This is a genomic window from Gracilibacillus sp. D59 (genome assembly GCF_052246695.1).
In the GTDB taxonomy this organism is placed as follows: Bacteria; Bacillota; Bacilli; order Bacillales; family Amphibacillaceae; genus Gracilibacillus.
The window spans coordinates 89,610-107,967 of record NZ_JBQQCK010000011.1; the positions used below are offsets into that span (position 1 = coordinate 89,610).

At 35.8% G+C, this 18,358-nt stretch carries 15 protein-coding genes and 2 other annotated features; all 15 genes read left to right on the plus strand.

All coding sequences use genetic code 11. From position 1 onward, the window contains the following. The first annotated feature begins 278 nt into the window (after window positions 1-278). The 15 genes from ACTWP4_RS17165 to thrS all read left to right on the plus strand — a co-directional run bounded on the left by ACTWP4_RS17165 (window position 279) and on the right by thrS (window position 17,931). Entirely contained in the window at window positions 279-974 is a 696-nt protein-coding gene (locus ACTWP4_RS17165) for a response regulator transcription factor (protein WP_443130014.1), read from the plus strand. Further along, a complete protein-coding gene (gene pnpS / locus ACTWP4_RS17170; RefSeq protein ID WP_443130015.1) occupies window positions 974-2,353 on the plus strand; it encodes a two-component system histidine kinase PnpS in 1,380 nt (459 codons plus the stop codon). Before ACTWP4_RS17165 ends, pnpS begins: the two co-directional genes overlap by 1 nt. Window positions 2,354-2,546: 193 nt before the next feature. Further along, window positions 2,547-3,551 (plus strand): FtsH protease activity modulator HflK, encoded by a 1,005-nt coding sequence (hflK, locus tag ACTWP4_RS17175; protein ID WP_443130016.1) that lies wholly within the window; start codon window positions 2,547-2,549, stop codon window positions 3,549-3,551. After that, a complete protein-coding gene (gene hflC, locus ACTWP4_RS17180) occupies window positions 3,538-4,470 on the plus strand; it encodes a protease modulator HflC (RefSeq protein WP_443130017.1) in 933 nt (310 codons plus the stop codon). Before hflK ends, hflC begins: the two co-directional genes overlap by 14 nt. Window positions 4,471-5,185: 715 nt before the next feature. Continuing rightward, window positions 5,186-7,825 (plus strand): DNA polymerase I, encoded by a 2,640-nt coding sequence (gene polA, locus ACTWP4_RS17185; protein WP_443130018.1) that lies wholly within the window; start codon window positions 5,186-5,188, stop codon window positions 7,823-7,825. Window positions 7,826-7,838: 13 nt separating this feature from the next. After that, a complete protein-coding gene (gene mutM, locus ACTWP4_RS17190; protein WP_443130019.1) occupies window positions 7,839-8,666 on the plus strand; it encodes a DNA-formamidopyrimidine glycosylase in 828 nt (275 codons plus the stop codon). A gap of 69 nt (window positions 8,667-8,735) precedes the next feature. Then, window positions 8,736-9,323, plus strand: a complete 588-nt coding sequence (ytaF, locus tag ACTWP4_RS17195; RefSeq protein ID WP_443130020.1) for a sporulation membrane protein YtaF — start codon at window positions 8,736-8,738, stop codon at window positions 9,321-9,323. A gap of 123 nt (window positions 9,324-9,446) precedes the next feature. Then, a complete protein-coding gene (coaE, locus tag ACTWP4_RS17200) occupies window positions 9,447-10,052 on the plus strand; it encodes a dephospho-CoA kinase (RefSeq protein ID WP_443130082.1) in 606 nt (201 codons plus the stop codon). Window positions 10,053-10,296: 244 nt separating this feature from the next. Continuing rightward, window positions 10,297-10,674: an adenosylmethionine decarboxylase gene (gene speD / locus ACTWP4_RS17205; RefSeq protein WP_443130021.1), complete on the plus strand. Its 378-nt coding sequence runs from the start codon at window positions 10,297-10,299 to the stop codon at window positions 10,672-10,674. A gap of 675 nt (window positions 10,675-11,349) precedes the next feature. Then, window positions 11,350-11,739 (plus strand): cytosolic protein, encoded by a 390-nt coding sequence (locus ACTWP4_RS17210; RefSeq protein WP_443130022.1) that lies wholly within the window; start codon window positions 11,350-11,352, stop codon window positions 11,737-11,739. A gap of 22 nt (window positions 11,740-11,761) precedes the next feature. After that, window positions 11,762-12,235 (plus strand): transcriptional regulator NrdR, encoded by a 474-nt coding sequence (nrdR, locus tag ACTWP4_RS17215; RefSeq protein ID WP_443130023.1) that lies wholly within the window; start codon window positions 11,762-11,764, stop codon window positions 12,233-12,235. 22 nt (window positions 12,236-12,257) lie between these two features. Next, entirely contained in the window at window positions 12,258-13,625 is a 1,368-nt protein-coding gene (locus tag ACTWP4_RS17220; RefSeq protein WP_443130024.1) for a replication initiation and membrane attachment family protein, read from the plus strand. 10 nt (window positions 13,626-13,635) lie between these two features. Next, entirely contained in the window at window positions 13,636-14,571 is a 936-nt protein-coding gene (dnaI, locus tag ACTWP4_RS17225) for a primosomal protein DnaI (RefSeq protein WP_443130025.1), read from the plus strand. 93 nt (window positions 14,572-14,664) lie between these two features. Beyond that, complete coding sequence (locus ACTWP4_RS17230; RefSeq protein ID WP_443130026.1) at window positions 14,665-15,507, plus strand: putative sporulation protein YtxC; 843 nt, start codon at window positions 14,665-14,667, stop codon at window positions 15,505-15,507. Between the two features lie 146 nt (window positions 15,508-15,653). Continuing rightward, window positions 15,654-15,883: a binding site (T-box leader), on the plus strand. 101 nt (window positions 15,884-15,984) lie between these two features. Further along, on the plus strand, window positions 15,985-17,931 hold the full coding sequence (gene thrS, locus ACTWP4_RS17235; RefSeq protein WP_443130027.1) for a threonine--tRNA ligase: 1,947 nt from the start codon (window positions 15,985-15,987) through the stop codon (window positions 17,929-17,931). 220 nt (window positions 17,932-18,151) lie between these two features. Further along, window positions 18,152-18,284 (plus strand) — a sequence feature (ribosomal protein L20 leader region). Window positions 18,285-18,358: the final 74 nt, after the last annotated feature.

Sequence of the window (18,358 nt, forward strand, 5' to 3'; positions counted from 1 at the left end):
AGGTTTACAACTTTATATGGATAACCTTTTTACAGTTGAACGGTGAATTGAGTGATTCAAAGGTATCTTAGTATATAACCTTTTTATCACGAAACATTCAACACTTGTCTGTACAGATATTTGCCTGGGAAAGTGGTGCAATGTCAAAATAAGTTTAAGAATTGTAAAGAAAAATTTACATGTTATTGGAATTTTTGTTGTGTAAATCTATTCACATTAGGTGCACGTCCATGTATGATTAAGTTAAAATAGATAAAATAAGATGGGGTGCTTTTTTAATGGAAGAGAAAGTATTAATCGTTGATGATGAACAATCTATTGTAACTTTATTACAATATAATATTGAGAAGTCTGGGTTTAAAACGGATACTGCTTTCGATGGAATTGAGGGATTACATAAAGCGGCTACCGGAGAATTTGACTTAATTATATTAGATTTAATGTTACCAGGTATGGAAGGCACAGAAGTATGTAAAGCTTTAAGACAGAAACAAATTGATACACCTATTCTAATGTTAACGGCAAAAGATGATGAATTTGATAAAGTGTTAGGACTAGAATTGGGTGCTGACGACTATTTAACAAAGCCTTTTAGTCCAAAGGAAGTAGTCGCAAGAATTAAAGCAATCTTGCGTAGATCTAGAAAACAAGAAGGGGCGGCAGACCAGCCATTTATTAAAATTTCAGACTTACTCATTTATCCACAACAATATGAAGCTACAATCAAAGGGGAACCTCTCAGCTTTACCCGTAAAGAATTTGAATTATTGCACTATCTTTCTAAACACAAAGGGAAAGTGTTATCACGCGATCAGTTGCTAAGTGCAGTCTGGAATTATGATTTTGTTGGTGACACAAGAATTGTGGATGTACATGTTAGCCATTTACGTGAAAAAATTGAACCGGATACGAAACATCCGGTATACATCAAAACAATTAGAGGGCTTGGTTATAAAATGGAGGAACCATATTAATGGACGTCAAAAAAAGAATAAATCTGTTTTATCGTTACATATTAATGACCGCTTCAGTATTTATTTTAATGGGGATTGTTATATTACCTCTTACCTCTAATGAAGAGCAATTTTTTGTGTTATTTTCTTTAATTATAGGATTTATTATTTTATTGGTTTTAATTTATCACATGTTTGAAAACTATGTACGTCCAATCCGAGCATCAATCAATGTTACAAATGAACTTGTAAAAGGAAATTATAATGCCAGAACATACGTGAAACCACATGGTGAAGCACAGCAACTGAGCAATGCAATTAATGTGTTGGCGCGAAATTTACAAGAAATGACTATTCAAGAGAAAATGCAAGGAAGTCAATGGAAGACAGTTTTGAATAACATGGAAAGTGGGCTTATGTTAATTGATGAAAGAGGATACGTCCATTTAATTAACCGTAAATTCATGCAAATGATTGGGAGAAAATCTTCAGATTATATTGGGTTCCTGTATTATGATGTGTTAAAGGATAAGACAATCCATAAAGTGGTACAAGAAACTTTTTTGTACGAAGAAAAAATGACCGGTAATATTACTATAAACATAAATGGTGAGAAACACTATATCGAAGTAGTCGGCGCACCTGTCGTTAACGATGTAAAGGATTTAAAAGGAGCAGTACTTGTATTCCATGATATAACAGATTTAAAACGTGTCGAAGAAATGCGTAAAGATTTTGTAGCTAATGTATCTCATGAATTAAAGACGCCAATAACATCCATTCGAGGGTTTGCAGAAACGCTTTTAGAAGATGAAATGGCAGATGATGAAATTAAAGAACAATTTCTTACGATTATATTAAAGGAAAGTACTCGTTTACAATCATTAATACATGATTTACTCGAATTGTCTAAAATTGAAAAAGAAGAAATGAAGCTTTCAACCAAATTAATAGAAGTGGATGAATGGTTGCAAAGCAGTTTGACGTTACTGGAGCAACAAACTAGTAAAAAATCACTACAATTTACCAAAGCGATAAAACCAAACATTTCCTTTCATGGGGATCCTGATCGCTTGCAGCAAGTGGTATTAAATTTAATGTATAATGCAATTAGTTATACGCCTGAACATGGAAATGTTTCTCTTCGAGTTGATGAAAACGATAGTGAAGTGATCATCGAAGTAGAAGACACGGGAATTGGTATACCTGAAGAAGCAAGACAACGTATTTTCGAAAGATTTTACCGTGTGGATAGAGCTAGAAGTCGTAACACGGGGGGAACAGGTTTAGGATTAGCGATAGTTAAACATATTGTGGAGGCACACAAGGGAACGATAGCTGTTTCAAGTGAAATGGGAAAAGGCTCGTGCTTTACCGTGAAAATACCGAAAAAGTGGTGAGAGAATGGATAAATTCTTTCACCACTTTTTTTACATAGGAATATAACAAATTCTATTGATTTAGTAATAGTACACCATAATTTGGTGATAAGCCTAGTTTTCTTCGTAAAGTAAATGAAACTTTTCTGTAACATCTTACGTATGTAGGGAATGTATGGTAAAGTTTTAAAGGAAATAAGAAGGGGGAACTATAATGACTTTAAAGCAAATTTACAGCTGGATCGGAATTGTCATAGCTGTAGTTTTCTTAGGTTTATTTGCGGCAACAAGTTGGTATACCGTGGATGAATCAGAGCAAGCTGTCTTAATTACATTTGGTAAAGCAGAAGAAGGAATGACAGAACCAGGCCTTCATTTTAAGTTACCGTGGCCGATTCAAACAGTAGAAACATTATCAAAGGAAACATTCAGTTTGAATTTTGGATATGATCCGGAAAAAGCAGAAAATTCAGATGTTGTGCGAATGATTACCGGAGATGAAAATATTCTACAAGCTGACTTAGTAGTTCAATGGAAAATAATTGAACCAAGTAAATACTTATTTAACTCCGATGATCCACAACAAGTGCTTTATAATGCTACATCAGCTTCTTTAAGAAGTATTATTGGATCTTCAACTATTGACGAAGCATTAACAGATGGAAAAGCAGAAATAGAGAATAAAGTATTGGACTTATTAGTAACACTTATGGAAGATTATGACGTAGGAATTGCTATTCAAGATGTGAAATTGCAAGAAGTAGATTTACCTAATGAAGAAGTGCGTCAAGCATTTATGAAAGTAACGGACGCACGTGAAACAATGAATACTAAGAAAAATGAAGCAGATAAATATCGAAATGAGATTTATGAGGAAGCCCAAGGGGAAAAAGATGCGATTATCTCAAGAGCGGAAGGAGATAAGATAGAAAGAATTGAAACTGCTAAAGGGGATGTGGCAGCTTTCAACGCATTATACGATGCTTATGAAAGTAATCCAGATATCACAAGGCAGCGATTGATTCTAGAGACACTTGATCAAGTCTTGCCTGATGCAAACATTTATATTATGAATGATGATGGGAATACATTGAAATACTTACCCTTAGCTGAAAACAAATCATCTACATTACCACCAGCAACAGAGTCCTCCGATAATAATCAATCAGAGAATAATACTGAGGATAGTGAGGAGGAAAATAATAATGACAGAGAATAACAATGTTCATGAAATGAAGAAAATGACACCGAAAGAGATTAGAAGAGTAATAAAAATTGGGCTAGTAATTTTACTTACTGTAATCGTCTTAATTGTTTTTGTTAGTAGTATGTTTGTGGTGAAAGAAGGAGAATATAAAGTAGTTCGCCAGTTTGGAGAAGTAGTTGCTATTAAAGACGAACCTGGTCTGAAATTTAGGATACCCTTATTACAATCGATTACAACGCTTCCCAAGAAAAAATTAGTATATGACGTAATGGAGCGTGAAATCAATACATTGGATAAGAAACGTATGATTATCGATAATTATGCGATTTGGGAAATTACGGATCCCGCTTCCATGATTGCGAATGCCCGAACGGAAATGGGTGCAGAAGCAAGAATGGGTGAATTTATATTTTCTGTTATTCGCTCAGAACTGGGTTCTATGGATTATGATGAAATTATTAATGATGAAGGAAGTACAAGAGGTGCCCTAAACGAAAGAGTCAGGGATCGTGTCAATACACTACTAGAAAGAGATAATTATGGTATAAGGGTAGACGACGTGCGAATCAAACGGACCGATTTACCTGAAGAAAACGAACAATCTGTTTTTAACCGCATGATCTCTGAGCGCGAAACAAAAGCTCAACAATACCTTTCACAAGGGGAAGCGGAAAAAAGCAGAATTACGGCAAAAGCTGATCGTGATGTAAAAGAAATGATATCAAAAGCGAATGCGGAAGCCGAAGAAATCCGAGCAGAAGGCGAATTAGAAGCAGCGAAAATGTATAACGAAGCATTTTCACAAGATCCTGAATTCTATCAGCTGTATCGAACACTTGAATCTTACAAAGAAACAATCGATGGTGAGACAACTATTATTATCCCACAAGGATCTCCTTATGCTGATCTATTGTTAGGATATATAGAATAAACACAAAAAGCTTTCAATCCATTTCTTATCCAACTGTGGATAGGAAATGGTTTTTTTAAATATGAGAAAAAGGTGCACAAAAAATATAAACTGCGAAGTTATACTATTTAGATTTGCTTTCTTCCATTCTTTTATGGATGAGTGCTTGATCGTCGCTGCGGAAAAATACTCCCTTTCCGGGGGCACGGCCTCAGCTAACTTGGTAAAGAAAACCCGCTTTACCAAGTGGATCTTCGGCTCGTGCTGTTCCCCCAGGAGTGTCGCATTTTTCCGCAGCTTAGCATAGTGGTCTGTTAAAGTGACAGGAAATACAAAGAACATAATTCAAGAGTTCTGTTCTTTCAATAAATAGAACACTTAAATTAGCGGAGGCAGAATACGGAGACTCCTATGGGAACAGCACGAGCTGAAGACCCCGCAAGAAAATGTATTTTGTTTTCTGAGGAGGCTGAGGCCGTGCCCATGGAAAGCGCAGTATTCTGCCGGAGCGTTTCCAAGCACTCATCATCATTCAGAATGGGAGGAAACTATACCAAGACAAATTTTCACTATTTCGCAGTTTGTATCTAGTGTGAATGAGGACTGGGAGGGGTATGGACGATTTTTCTTATGTCTTCATCCATAACCATTCAAAAGGGAGTAATCAAAATTTTCTTCTCTCATCCAATCATGGTAAAATAGAAGCAATGTATAGAACAAAAAGGAGACCGGTAATATGACGAATAAACTGATATTAATCGACGGAAATAGTATCGCCTATCGTGCATTTTTTGCGTTACCACTGTTAAATAATGATAAAGGGGTATACACGAACGCAGTGTATGGCTTCACAACTATGTTATTAAGAATTTTGGAAGAAGAACAACCGAGCCATTTGCTCGTAGCGTTCGACGCCGGAAAAACAACATTCCGTCATAAGACATACAAGGAATATAAAGGTGGCCGTGAGAAAACCCCGTCCGAATTAAGTGAACAATTTCATGTTTTACGAGAATTGTTAGATGCATTTAATATTAAACATTATCAATTGGAAAACTATGAAGCAGATGACATTATTGGTACGATTGCCAATCAAGCAAAAGAACAGGATTGGCAGGTAAAAGTCATATCAGGTGATAAAGACTTACTACAGCTTGTTTCAGACAAAGTAGACGTCCGTCTCACGAAAAAAGGTATAAGTGATGTGATGACCTATACACCAGAAACATTAAAAGAAGATATGGAAGTAACACCGGAACAAGTCATTGACTTAAAAGCATTGATGGGAGATAAATCAGATAATATCCCAGGTGTCCCTGGTGTTGGACAAAAGACTGCTGCTAAACTTATTAAACAATTTGAAACAGTAGAAAACTTGTATGAGCATTTGGATGAAGTTTCAGGGAAAAAGTTGAAAGAGAAGCTAGAAGCAAATAAAGAGGAAGCTTTTATGAGTAAAGAGCTTGTGACGATAAATCAACAGTCACCAATTGAAATTACTGCTGAAGATACTGTCTACGAAGGTTATGTTGATCAAAAGGTGAAGGATATCTTCCTTGATTTAGGCTTCCAGTCTTTATTAAATCGCATTGACGGAGATGCAGAAGAAGATGGACAAACGGAATCATTAGAAGATATGATATATGAAAATGTGACGGAGATAACAGAGGATTTATTTACTGGACATGATGCATTTGATATTGAAATTCTCGATGAAAATTATCATACAGAGAAGATGATCGGTGCTTCTATTGTGAACGAGAATGGCAAGTATTTTATTCCGATTTCTGTTCTCGAAAATTCAAAAGTGTTCAAACAATGGGCAGAAGCTGACAGTCAGAAGAAATATGTATTTGATGCAAAGAAAATTACCGTTCTTTTAAATCGATTATCGATTTCAATAAAAGGGATTGCTTTTGATACCCTGTTAGCATCGTATTTAATTAATCCATCAGAAAATAACCATGATATTCCAGCGATTAGTCACCGATTTGGAGAAAAAAATGTCCGTTTCGATGAAGAGGTCTATGGTAAAGGAGCGAAGAAAGGCTTACCAGAAGAAAATCAGCAATGGGAAGAGCATATCGTTCGGAAAACAAATATGATATATCAACTAAAAGAACAAATGGAACAAGCCTTGAAGGAGAACAAGCAATTGGCACTGCTCATGGATTTGGAGTTACCACTTGCTCTTGTCTTAGGTGAAATGGAAGCAACCGGTGTAAAGGTGGACAAACAACGTCTCATTGATATGGGGAAAGAATTAAAGGCGAGTCTCACTACTTTGGAACAAGAAATTTATGAGTTAGCAGGTGAAAAGTTTAATATCAATTCCCCTAAACAGTTAGGTCCAATTCTTTTTGAGAAATTAGAATTACCTGTCATTAAGAAAACAAAAACAGGATATTCTACTGCAGCTGATGTATTAGAGCAATTACAAGGGAAACATGCGATTATTGATAAGCTTTTATTGTATCGTCAATTGAAAAAAATAGATTCGACTTATATTGCAGGTTTATTAAAAGTGATCCATGAAGATACTAGTAAGATTCATACACGTTTTAATCAAGCTTTAACGCAAACAGGTAGATTAAGTTCGATTGATCCTAACTTGCAAAATATCCCGATAAGAATTGAAGAGGGCCGGAAGATTCGCCAAGCGTTCATTCCATCAACTGACGGTTGGAAGCTGATTGCGGCAGATTACTCACAAATTGAATTACGCGTATTAGCCCATATTGCCAAGGATGAAAAATTACAGACTGCCTTCAAGCAAGATAAAGATATTCATACACAAACCGCTATGGATGTTTTCCATGTGTCAGAAGCAGAAGTTACTTCAAATATGCGACGACAAGCAAAGGCTGTAAACTTCGGTATTGTTTATGGCATTAGTGATTATGGATTGTCACAAAGTCTTGGTATTACTAGAAAAGAAGCGAAATCGTTTATTAATCGTTACTTGGAGAGCTATCCAGGTGTGAAAGAATATATGGATGAAATCGTGCAAGAAGCGAAACAAGATGGATATGTAACGACGATTATGAACAGAAGAAGATATTTACCTGATATCACGAGCAGAAACTTTAACCAACGCAGTTTTGCAGAACGAACAGCAATGAATACTCCGATTCAAGGTAGTGCTGCTGACATCATCAAATTAGCAATGATTGAGTTGGATCAACAACTAAAAAAAGAAAACTATCAGGCAAAATTGCTATTACAAGTACATGATGAATTGATTCTGGAAGTACCTGAAGAAGAATTAGAAGCTATTGCTAAGCTTGTTGTCGAAGTGATGGAAAATGCAATTGAACTAAGTGTACCTCTAAAAGTGGATGTCGAGCAAGGTGACACGTGGTATGATGCGAAATAAGGAGAATTAGAAGATGCCAGAATTACCTGAAGTAGAAACGATTAGACAAACGTTAAAACAGTTAGTAATTGGAAAAACAATTGAGTCAGTTGATGTGTTTTGGCCAAAGATCATTCAAGAACCAGATGATGTTGAGCAATTTAGCGCACTTCTGCATGGACAAACCATACATGATATTCGCAGGAAAGGTAAATTTTTGTTGTTTGATTTGGACGAGCATGTCCTAGTATCTCATTTGAGAATGGAAGGAAAATACGGTGTGTATGATCGCAACGAAGAGGTAATGCCACATACACACGTTATGTTCCATTTTATAGATGGTACAGATTTACGTTATCGCGATGTTCGTAAATTTGGAACGATGCATTTACAAGAAAAAGGAACGGAAACAACGAAGAAACCACTCGTTTTGTTAGCCAAAGATCCTTTAGAGGCTGATTTCTCGTTACAAACCTTTCAAGAAAAAGTGCAAAAAAGTGAACGTAATATTAAAAATATTTTATTAGATCAATCAGTTATTGCAGGTTTAGGTAATATCTACGTAGATGAGACTCTTTTTTTGGCTGAAATCCATCCTTTAACTAAGGGTATCAGCTTAACAGATGAACAAGTGATTCAAATTAAACAAGCGGCTGTTATTACATTAAAGGATGCGGTAAAGCAAGGTGGAACAACGATTCGGTCGTATGTAAATTCACAAGGACAAATCGGAATGTTTCAACAGCAACTAAATGTATATGCACAGAATGATAAACCATGTAGTAAATGTGAAGATATCATTATGAAAATAAAAGTAAATGGCAGAGGAACACACTATTGTCCGACATGCCAACCCATTTAGTTTTCTCACAACTTTTTTCATTACTCCATATAATACAGAAATGTCTCGATGAAGGAGTAATGAAAGCAGATGATGTTAACCTTACTTATAATAGCGATAAGCATTGATAGTTTTTTAGTGGCATTTACTTACGGATTAAGAGGATTGACGTTACCTATTAAAGAATTGCTTATAATATCGGTAACGGTTGGAGCGACTTTCGCGATATCAATGCTATCAGGTACGATCTTATCTTCTGTCATATCTGTTCGTTCCACTGAAATAGTAGGGGGATTTATTTTAACGCTGGTAGGTATTATATTAATATCTTCACTTTTTCAGGAAAAAAAGAAGAAAGATCTACCTTTTCTTATTAAAATTCTAAAGAAACCAATGACAGCCGATATTGACCGATCTGGAAAAATTAACGGTGTGGAACCATTTTTGATTGGAATTGCATTATCATTAGATTCTTTTGGTGCAGGGATTGGGATTTACATGCTAGGTGCTTCCCCTATATATACGCCAATATTCGTCTTTTTCATGACAGCATTATTTCTTTTATTAGGCGTCAATATTGGTAAATATTTTGCACATATAAAAGGGTTAAAGAAAATGTCCTTTATCCCGGGATGCTTACTCATTATCATTGGTATATGGAAAATGGTGATAGTTTAAAAACGTCGTTACAGCAACTGGTATATGCTTTATAAGTTTATTCCAGTTGCTTGTTATAAAATATTTTAGAGACGACAGCTTTTTTTGCGCTGATTTTGGACAGGCTGTCAGTTAAAAAAGGTGATAATATTGATAATTGGATTAACAGGCAACATAGCAACAGGTAAGTCAACGATTAGCAACATGTTTCGAGACAAATATAAGATTCCCGTAATTGATGCTGATATTGTTTCGCGTGAAGTAGTAGAACCAGGGGAACAAGCGCTAGAAGAGGTTGCAGCAACTTTTGGTGAAGATATTTTATGTGAAGATGGTAGATTGAACCGCAAGAAGCTGGGATCGATTATATTTCAGGATCAAACTAAAAGAGAAACATTAAATAGGATCGTTCATCCAGCTGTTCGTAAAAAAATGCTTTCCAAAAAGGAAGAACTACTCCAACAAGGAAATCAAACGATTGTAATGGATATACCGCTTTTGTTTGAGAATAACCTTACATATTTAGTGGAGAAAACTGTTGTGGTTTATACATCGGAATCTATTCAATTACAACGGCTTATGGATCGAAATAAATTGACTGAAAAAGAAGCAAGAGATCGCATGAACAGTCAAATGGATTTAGATGAGAAACGAAAACTTGCCGATGCTATTATCGATAATAGTGGCTCCATTGAACAATCAGAAAAGCAATTATTTAATATCCTCAAAAAATGGGAATTAATCGAATAGATATGTAAAAAATACGAAAGAAGCCATTTTTGTCTTGTCAAAATCGACAAAAGTAGATATAATCTTTTTGCACATATTTTTGCAGCTGAATCATAAATGTTTATGATAAGCTTGTACTAGGAACTTTTGAATAGTGGCAACCGAATGAATGCTTAAAGGGTTAGGACCTCTTTGGACTAACTTTCCCCCGTGGCATATCAGGCATTATTATTCGAAAGAATTTGTGGAAAAGGGGGAGTTATGTATGGATACAATGGGAAGACATGTATTAGCGGAATTATGGGAATGCAATATTGATATGTTAAATGATATGGATCGTCTCGAAAAGACATTTGTTAATGCCGCTCTTAAAGCAGGTGCTGAGGTGAGAGAAGTTGCGTTTCACAAATTTGCACCATTTGGCGTAAGTGGAGTTGTCATTATTTCTGAGTCCCATTTAACGATTCACAGTTTTCCGGAACATGGTTACGCAAGTATTGATGTCTACACATGTGGTGATATTATTGATCCTAACGTTGCGGTTGCATATATTGAAGAGCAATTAGAAGCCAAATCGACAGAAAAAATGGAAGTGCCTAGAGGTATGGGTGCTGTTCAAATTAAAAATATAAAAGTACAATAAAGTAAGATGAAACCGTGTGAACCCGTTTCGAGAACCAATGAAACGGGTTTTTACTTTTAAAGAATGATGTACAAAAACATAAACTGCGAAATAATTTTATGTGGTTTTACTTCCTTCCACATTACATTTTGTTGAGTGGAGACCATACGCTCCGGCAGAATACTACGCTAATAACGTTATTCTATCTTTTTAAGTGGAAATACTCGTAAACCTATTCCCGTGTAGTACCTCTTTCAAAAATCAGAACACTACGCAGAATGGAGTCAAGATACGCAGATTCCTACAGGAGTAGCACGTGTCCGAAGACCCCGTGATACACCTGCGTCTTCTAGTAACGCTTCGTAGGCTTTCTCAGTGCAAGGGAGCAAAGAAGTTTATTCAAGTAGTTCCCCGGCTGAGGCCGTGCCCGTGGAAAGCGAAGTATCTTGCCGTAGCGTATGTTTGCAATCATCAAAAACTAAGATAGAAGGAAGCCGTTCTTCGCAGTTTGTATAAGCTCCCTATAAGAACAGGAATGGTAGGGGGTAGATATTTTTGTGAAGCTTTGGAAGTAGTTATATAACTATGATTCTATTTATTATGTAATTGGTTGATTCTAATGAAGATTAATCGTTTTCTTTTTAAAAACATGTTACAATTAAAAGTAAACAAAAATACATAATGAGGTGTAAGTTTATGTCATTTCGTAACACGTTAAATAAGAATTTCAATAATCATTCTGAAACAAGGGACAAGCACTGGGATCCTGCACTAAAAACACACTATTTTAAAACAACAAAAGATAAAGCATTTGATAAATTAGAACCACTTTTCAGTAGTATGAAAGAATGTCAAATCGTAGGTGTCTCCAAGGATCATGGGGAAATTAGCTTTAATTATAAAGCAGGTAGAAAAGTGTTTGTTATTATGACCATTATTATGGTAAGACCTTATCGTACGGCAATTGATATTTCTGCTACAACGGAATCAGCGGTACCGTTTGATTTTGGGTACAGCCATAAATTAATTCCTAAACTTTATGATAAGATAAAAAAAGAACTAGACTTTATAGGCACGACAGAATAAATGTAATGAAGGATGATTGAGATTGCGATGTCCACATTGTAACTATAAAAATACAAAGGTTTTAGACTCAAGACCAATTGAAGAAGGCCGTTCAATTCGACGTAGAAGAGAATGTGAATCTTGTAATTTCCGTTTTACTACTTTTGAGCGTCTTGAAGAAGTCCCGTTAATTGTAGTTAAAAAAGAGGGTACAAGAGAAGAGTATAGTCGTGATAAGTTGATGCGCGGCTTAATTCGTGCATGTGAAAAACGTCCGGTTGCTCTTGAACAATTAGAAAATATCGCAGTGGAAATTGAAAGAGAATTACGAAATCGAGGGACGTCAGAAGTCAAAAGTGATGAAATTGGTGAAATGGTAATGGATCGATTGGCAGATGTTGATGAAGTAGCGTATGTAAGATTTGCTTCTGTTTATCGGCAATTCAAAGATATTAGTGTGTTCTTAGATGAATTGAAAGATTTAATCCGTCATGATAACAATGATAAGAACGAGTAATGGATAGGAAGGGGCTATGTATATGGAACTCGGCGACATTGGAAAAATACTACCATCAGAATTATATATAGTCGAAATGTCTCAAGAACTACCACTTTCCTATACTAATGCATTAACACATCTGTATCAACCTCTTATCGGTATTGATGCGTTATCCCTTTACCAAACACTGTATACTGAATCGACATTCTCTTCCGGTTATCAAACCCATCATATGTTGATGAATTATATTGGTTTACCATTGGATCGCATCTACAGAGCGAGAAGAAAGCTTGAAGCAATTGGTTTGTTGCAAACTTTTGAACAGGAGGATGAACAACATAAGGCTTATCATTACCTGTTACATCCACCACAATCACCAGGTCGTTTCTTTGAAAATGATTTTTTAAGTCACTTGTTATATCATCAAATAGGAAGCGACAAGTATAAAAAAGTAAAACAGGCTTTTGTCAAACAAGATAGTGAAAAGAAAGAAGAAAAAGAAACGACTGCTCGCTTTGAAGAAGTGTTTCAACTTATTGATCTACAACCGAATACATCGCAACTACAGGCGGAAGAGTATTCTGTGGAAGTCCCAATTCAGGAAAAAGTTGATTTTGAATGGTTAGAGCAAATATTAAAACAACGGATGTTACCGGTCCAATCTATCTTAACACCGGCAGCAAGAAAGTTAATTAATCAGATGTACGTAGCCTATGACTTGCATAATCAAGATATTGAAAAAGCATTGATTTGGTCGATCAATGATGAAAATCAACTACAAACAGAAGAGTTTAAAAATGCATGTATGGATTTGATTAGTGGAACTAATAAGCAGGTGTCTATTCAAGTTGCTTCTGATAAACAAAAATTGCCTGAGAAATCATCGAAAACAACAACGAAATCAAAAGAAGAGCAATTTATTGAGATGCTGGAACACATATCTCCACGACAATTATTGGAAGACCTAGCAGACGGAAATCAAGCATCACAACAGGATTTAAAAGTTGTAAGTGAAGTGATGACCAATCAAAGCTTAAATCCTGGTGTTATGAACGTATTGATTCATTATGTTTTATTAAAAACAGATATGAAACTGTCAAAAAGTTATTTAGAGAAAATCGCCAGTCACTGGGCTCGAAAAAATGTCAAAACAGTGAGACAAGCTATGACGCTTGCGAAGTCTGAAAATAAGAAATATCAACAATGGACAACAAATTCAAAAAATAATCAGCGCTACCTTTCTAAGAATACAAAGAAAGATATTGTTCCAGACTGGTATAAAAAACAGAAACAACAAACAAAACAGCAAACAAAAAGAGAAGCATCATCAGAAGAAAAAGAACGACTTGCTAAAGAAGCGGATGAAATGCTTGCGCAATATTTAAAACAGCAAGCGAATGAAGAATAGGGTGATAATTATGGAACCAATTCAATCAGCCATGAAAAAATGGATGAACGATAATAAAAAAATAAAAGATAATTTTACCCAGCAACGGAATAAGGTTATCAATGACCCAGAAATTAAACAAAAGTTAAGCGAGCATGTCGAAATAGATGAAAAGGATATTAATCGTAATTTAATGAAGCTTTATGAATACCAACAAGCATCAAAAAATTGTTCTGATTGTCCTAATCTAGACGGCTGTAAAAATATATTAAAAGGCTATACGCCGCATTTGGATATTGATGGGAAAGATATTTCTTTACGATATGAGAAATGTAAAAATAAAGTCCATGAAGAAGCTCAGCTCGAAAAGGAATCATTGGTTCGTAGTTTATATATACCTAAACAGATTAAAGAAGCTGACTTAGCAAATATGGATCGTGACTCCTATGAGCGTAAAGAAGTAGTTAGAGAGATAATCGAGTTTGTACAAAATTTCTCCAAAGGGGAATTCCATCGAGGTTTATATATTCATGGACCTTTTGGAACGGGGAAATCTTATATACTTGGAGTTATTGCGAATGAACTCAAAAAACAATATATTCAGTCAAACATCATATACATGCCAGAGTTTGTAAGAGAGATAAAGGCTTCCATTGGAAATGACAGTTTTCAGTCCAAGATTGAAAGCTTTAAAAAGGTACAGGTTTTAATGTTTGATGATATTGGTGCTGAGTCGATATCTCCATGGTTCCGAGACGAAGTGCTTGGCGCTATTCTACAATATCGGATGATGGAAGAATTACCTATATTCTTTACTTCCAATTATAATTTAGAACAATTAGAAGATCATTTATCGACGTCCAATAGAGGGGATGTAGAAACGATAAAAGCTGGAAGAATAATCGAGCGGATGACCCAGTTAAGTAAACCAGTCGAATTAACGAAACGTTACCGAACGAATGAATAACCATGACTTCTGTCTAATCCTTGGACAGAGGTTATTTTTTTTCATTATCACCCATATAATATACCAGTTCGATGGTGGTGAGGGTGATGATATGTGTTAGAAGTATATTTTGAGCAAGACAATGAAGCTGAGGTGTTTTATCAATTAGCAAAACAAGTTGACCAATGGAAAGCAACACGCAAACGAACCAAGAAAAATCTAGTGCAGCTCCATTTGTTGGAAGACTTGAATTGGGGCGAAAGGAAGAACCAGCTTGCTCCATTGTTAAGTATGGTATTTATTCAGTGTCGAGAACTACCTATGATTCAACATATACTTATGAAAAAGTATTATTTTTCAAGTGAAGAGGAGATCGAAAGAATAACAGCTATTGCCAGATCTTTACTTGAAAAAGATGAATCTGTATATGAGGATCGAATTCATCAACATGAATTGCGTGACACATTAACGACGATTTTTTCCATGCAAATAGACGCATCTTTTATCCGATTTGATTCCATTGTTCACTTCAGGTTACATCACTATATCGACCAATTAACGGAAATGGTCGGTCTGGCAATAGATGAATTTAAAAGAGAAGAAGAATATCAAGATTTTATTCATTCCATTAGAGAATTTGTCAGGCGCAAATCACCTGAAGAAGAAGTTGTTCATGTTTTGCAAGGGGAAAGATTCCAGATTTTTAGGGATAATGGGGAACTCTACACAATAGAAGATTTACAACAAGTTAAATCACGTTTTCCATTATTTATTTTCGGTTTAGAACAAGAAGAATGGGATATATCACCGCTTATTATGTTGGCACCAAACCATATTCACATGTATGGTGAGGATCAAACAGAATCAAGGACTCATACAATTATGACTATTTTTCAAGAAAGATGTTCTTTTTATCCGACTGATTACTTTCCTTTTTATCACGCAAGTTTCAAGTAAATCATAGGGGCGAAAACGGATACCATGCCCCTGATAAATTTCGCTAATCATCAGAAGGGGTAACAAAACCTCTTACTTTATCATGTTGATGAAAAAGAATCTTGATTTTTTCGCTGACAATCGTTATAATAAGGCGCATAATAATAAAACTTGCGTTGAAGAGGACATGATAGAGTGTAAGGCATATTATTAGAGAGGGAAGCCTTGGCTGGAAGTTTCCTGTATGACCACATTCTATTACCACCTCTGAGCTCTACTAAGGAACACTCTTAGTAAGTAATTAGTAGCGTTTTGTCATCGTTATCGACTTTTCAATGAGCTACATTAGACGTGTAGAAAATTGGGTGGAACCACGGGTATAACGCTCGTCCCTTTACTTTTTAGTAGGGGGATGGGCGTTTTTTATTTGCCTAAAATGATGACAATAACGGTTGTCAAAAGTAACATCGAGAATAAATAAAAAGGAGAGTATGTCACATGAGCAAGATTCATATTACTTTTCCAGACGGAACAGTTAAACCTTTTGATAAAGGGACAACTGGTGAGGAAATTGCATCTTCCATTTCACCTGGATTAAAGAAGCAAGCATTAGCTATTAAATTAGATGATACGTTTTATGATTTGCGTACACCTCTTGAAAGAGATGGTGCTATCGAAATCATAACGGTAAAGAATGACGAAGGTCTAGAAATTTTACGACACTCTACTGCACACCTCATGGCCCAGGCGATCAAACGCCTTTATGACAATGTAAAGTTAGGTGTTGGTCCTACTATTGATGGTGGCTTCTATTATGATATTGATATGGAAGAAACAATTACACCGGAAGATCTACCACGAATTGAAAAAGAAATGAAACGAATTGTGGATGAAAACTTAGAAGTGGTCCGCAAAGAAGTAAGTCGTAACGAAGCAAAAGCGATCTATGAAGAAATCGGTGATGACTTAAAACTGGAGTTGTTGGATGCTATTCCTGAAGACGAAACAGTAACTATCTATGAGCAAGGTGAATTCTTTGACCTTTGTCGTGGTGTTCATGTTCCGCAAACAAGCAAAATCAAAATCTTTAAGTTGTTAAGTATTTCTGGCGCATATTGGCGTGGAGATAGTAATAACAAAATGTTGCAACGTATTTATGGAACTGCATTTGAGAAACAAGGCCAGTTAGATGAATATCTACGCTTACGTGAAGAAGCGAAAGAGCGTGACCATCGTAAATTAGGTAAAGAATTAGGTATCTTCACGGTTTCCCAAAAAGTTGGGCAAGGGTTACCATTATGGTTACCAAACGGAGCAACTATTCGTCGTACAATTGAACGTTATATTGTCGACCTTGAAGAGCGTCTTGGTTATAACCATGTATATACACCAGTTCTGGGGAGTAAAGAATTATATCAAACAAGTGGTCACTGGGATCATTATCAAGATGACATTTTTCCACCGATGGAGATGGATAATGAAGAACTGATTTTACGTCCCATGAACTGCCCACATCATATGATGGTATACAAGAATGAGCTTCATAGTTATCGTAATTTACCAGTTCGTATTGCAGAACTTGGAACAATGCATCGTCACGAAATGTCTGGAGCATTAGCAGGTCTTCAACGTGTACGTGCCATGACTTTAAATGATGCACACATTTTTGCTCGTCCGGATCAATTGAAAGATGAATTTATTCGAGTGGTAGAATTAGTGCAAAATGTATACAAAGATTTCGGAATTGATGATTACTACTTCCGTTTATCGTATCGTGATCCAGAAGATACAGAAAAGTATATTGATAATGATGAAATGTGGGAGAAAGCACAATCTCTGTTAAAAGAAACAATGGAAGAAATGAAATTGGAATATGTAGAAGCAGACGGAGAAGCAGCTTTCTACGGACCGAAACTGGATGTACAAGTAAAGACAGCTTTAGGTAAGGATGAGACATTATCTACTGTACAATTAGATTTCCACTTACCTGAACGATTTGACCTCACTTATATTGGTGAAGATGGTAAAGAACATCGTCCAGTGGTTATTCACCGTGGGGTTGTATCAACAATGGAACGGTTTGTTGCCTTCTTAATTGAAGAGTACAAAGGGGCATTCCCAACTTGGTTAGCTCCAACTCAAGCAAGAATTATTCCAGTATCTGCAGAGGCACATTATGATTATGCGAAAAAGGTCGAAGAAGAATTACGTTTCGCTGGTGTTCGTGTCGAAGTAGATGAACGTGACGAAAAAATCGGCTATAAAATTCGTGAAGCACAAACTGCCAAAATTCCGTTTGCTTTAATTGTAGGAGATAAAGAAGTAGAAGGAAATGCGGTTAATGTCCGTCGATATGGCGAAAAAGATTCAGAAACAGTAGGCCTTGATACATTTAAGCAAAGGGTTGTAGACGAAATACAACACAGAACATTACGAAAAAAATAAAATGGCTCCCCTCTATTTTATTATAGAGGGGTTTTACTACTTGCAAGAATGGACAAAGTAACCATAAAAATTTTGGCATACATAGAGTTATGTTTAAATTCGTTAAAAGGGATTATGTTGATTAAGTATAAAAGTAACCTCGCAGAGTTGTAGTAATAAAGATGTTGACAATCTGCAAGTCGGATGTTATTATATTAGAAGTGAATTTAATATGATCACAAGAGACAAGTAGAAGCACCCGCTTCTCACCTGATTGACGCAGGATGTGTAGTTGACAGGTATAAAATCCGACTTTTTGTAATGAAATTCAGGATGTGTGGGTGCAGTATGTGTACCGACATTTTTTTTTATGAAATTTTTAGACTTGTCTAGTTAAAATGATCATGTTTCATTACGCTTTTATTAAATTTCGGAGGTGGCTGATTAT

What these genes read in the sequence shown, in the direction of transcription:
- ACTWP4_RS17165 (WP_443130014.1), top strand. Translation starts at nt 279, where the DNA reads ATGGAAGAGAAAGTATTAATCGTTGATGATGAACAATCTATTGTAACT.
- pnpS (WP_443130015.1), top strand. Translation starts at nt 974, where the DNA reads ATGGACGTCAAAAAAAGAATAAATCTGTTTTATCGTTACATATTAATG.
- hflK (WP_443130016.1), top strand. Translation starts at nt 2,547, where the DNA reads ATGACTTTAAAGCAAATTTACAGCTGGATCGGAATTGTCATAGCTGTA.
- hflC (WP_443130017.1), top strand. Translation starts at nt 3,538, where the DNA reads ATGACAGAGAATAACAATGTTCATGAAATGAAGAAAATGACACCGAAA.
- polA (WP_443130018.1), top strand. Translation starts at nt 5,186, where the DNA reads ATGACGAATAAACTGATATTAATCGACGGAAATAGTATCGCCTATCGT.
- mutM (WP_443130019.1), top strand. Translation starts at nt 7,839, where the DNA reads ATGCCAGAATTACCTGAAGTAGAAACGATTAGACAAACGTTAAAACAG.
- ytaF (WP_443130020.1), top strand. Translation starts at nt 8,736, where the DNA reads ATGATGTTAACCTTACTTATAATAGCGATAAGCATTGATAGTTTTTTA.
- speD (WP_443130021.1), top strand. Translation starts at nt 10,297, where the DNA reads ATGGATACAATGGGAAGACATGTATTAGCGGAATTATGGGAATGCAAT.
- ACTWP4_RS17210 (WP_443130022.1), top strand. Translation starts at nt 11,350, where the DNA reads ATGTCATTTCGTAACACGTTAAATAAGAATTTCAATAATCATTCTGAA.
- ACTWP4_RS17220 (WP_443130024.1), top strand. Translation starts at nt 12,258, where the DNA reads ATGGAACTCGGCGACATTGGAAAAATACTACCATCAGAATTATATATA.
- dnaI (WP_443130025.1), top strand. Translation starts at nt 13,636, where the DNA reads ATGGAACCAATTCAATCAGCCATGAAAAAATGGATGAACGATAATAAA.
- thrS (WP_443130027.1), top strand. Translation starts at nt 15,985, where the DNA reads ATGAGCAAGATTCATATTACTTTTCCAGACGGAACAGTTAAACCTTTT.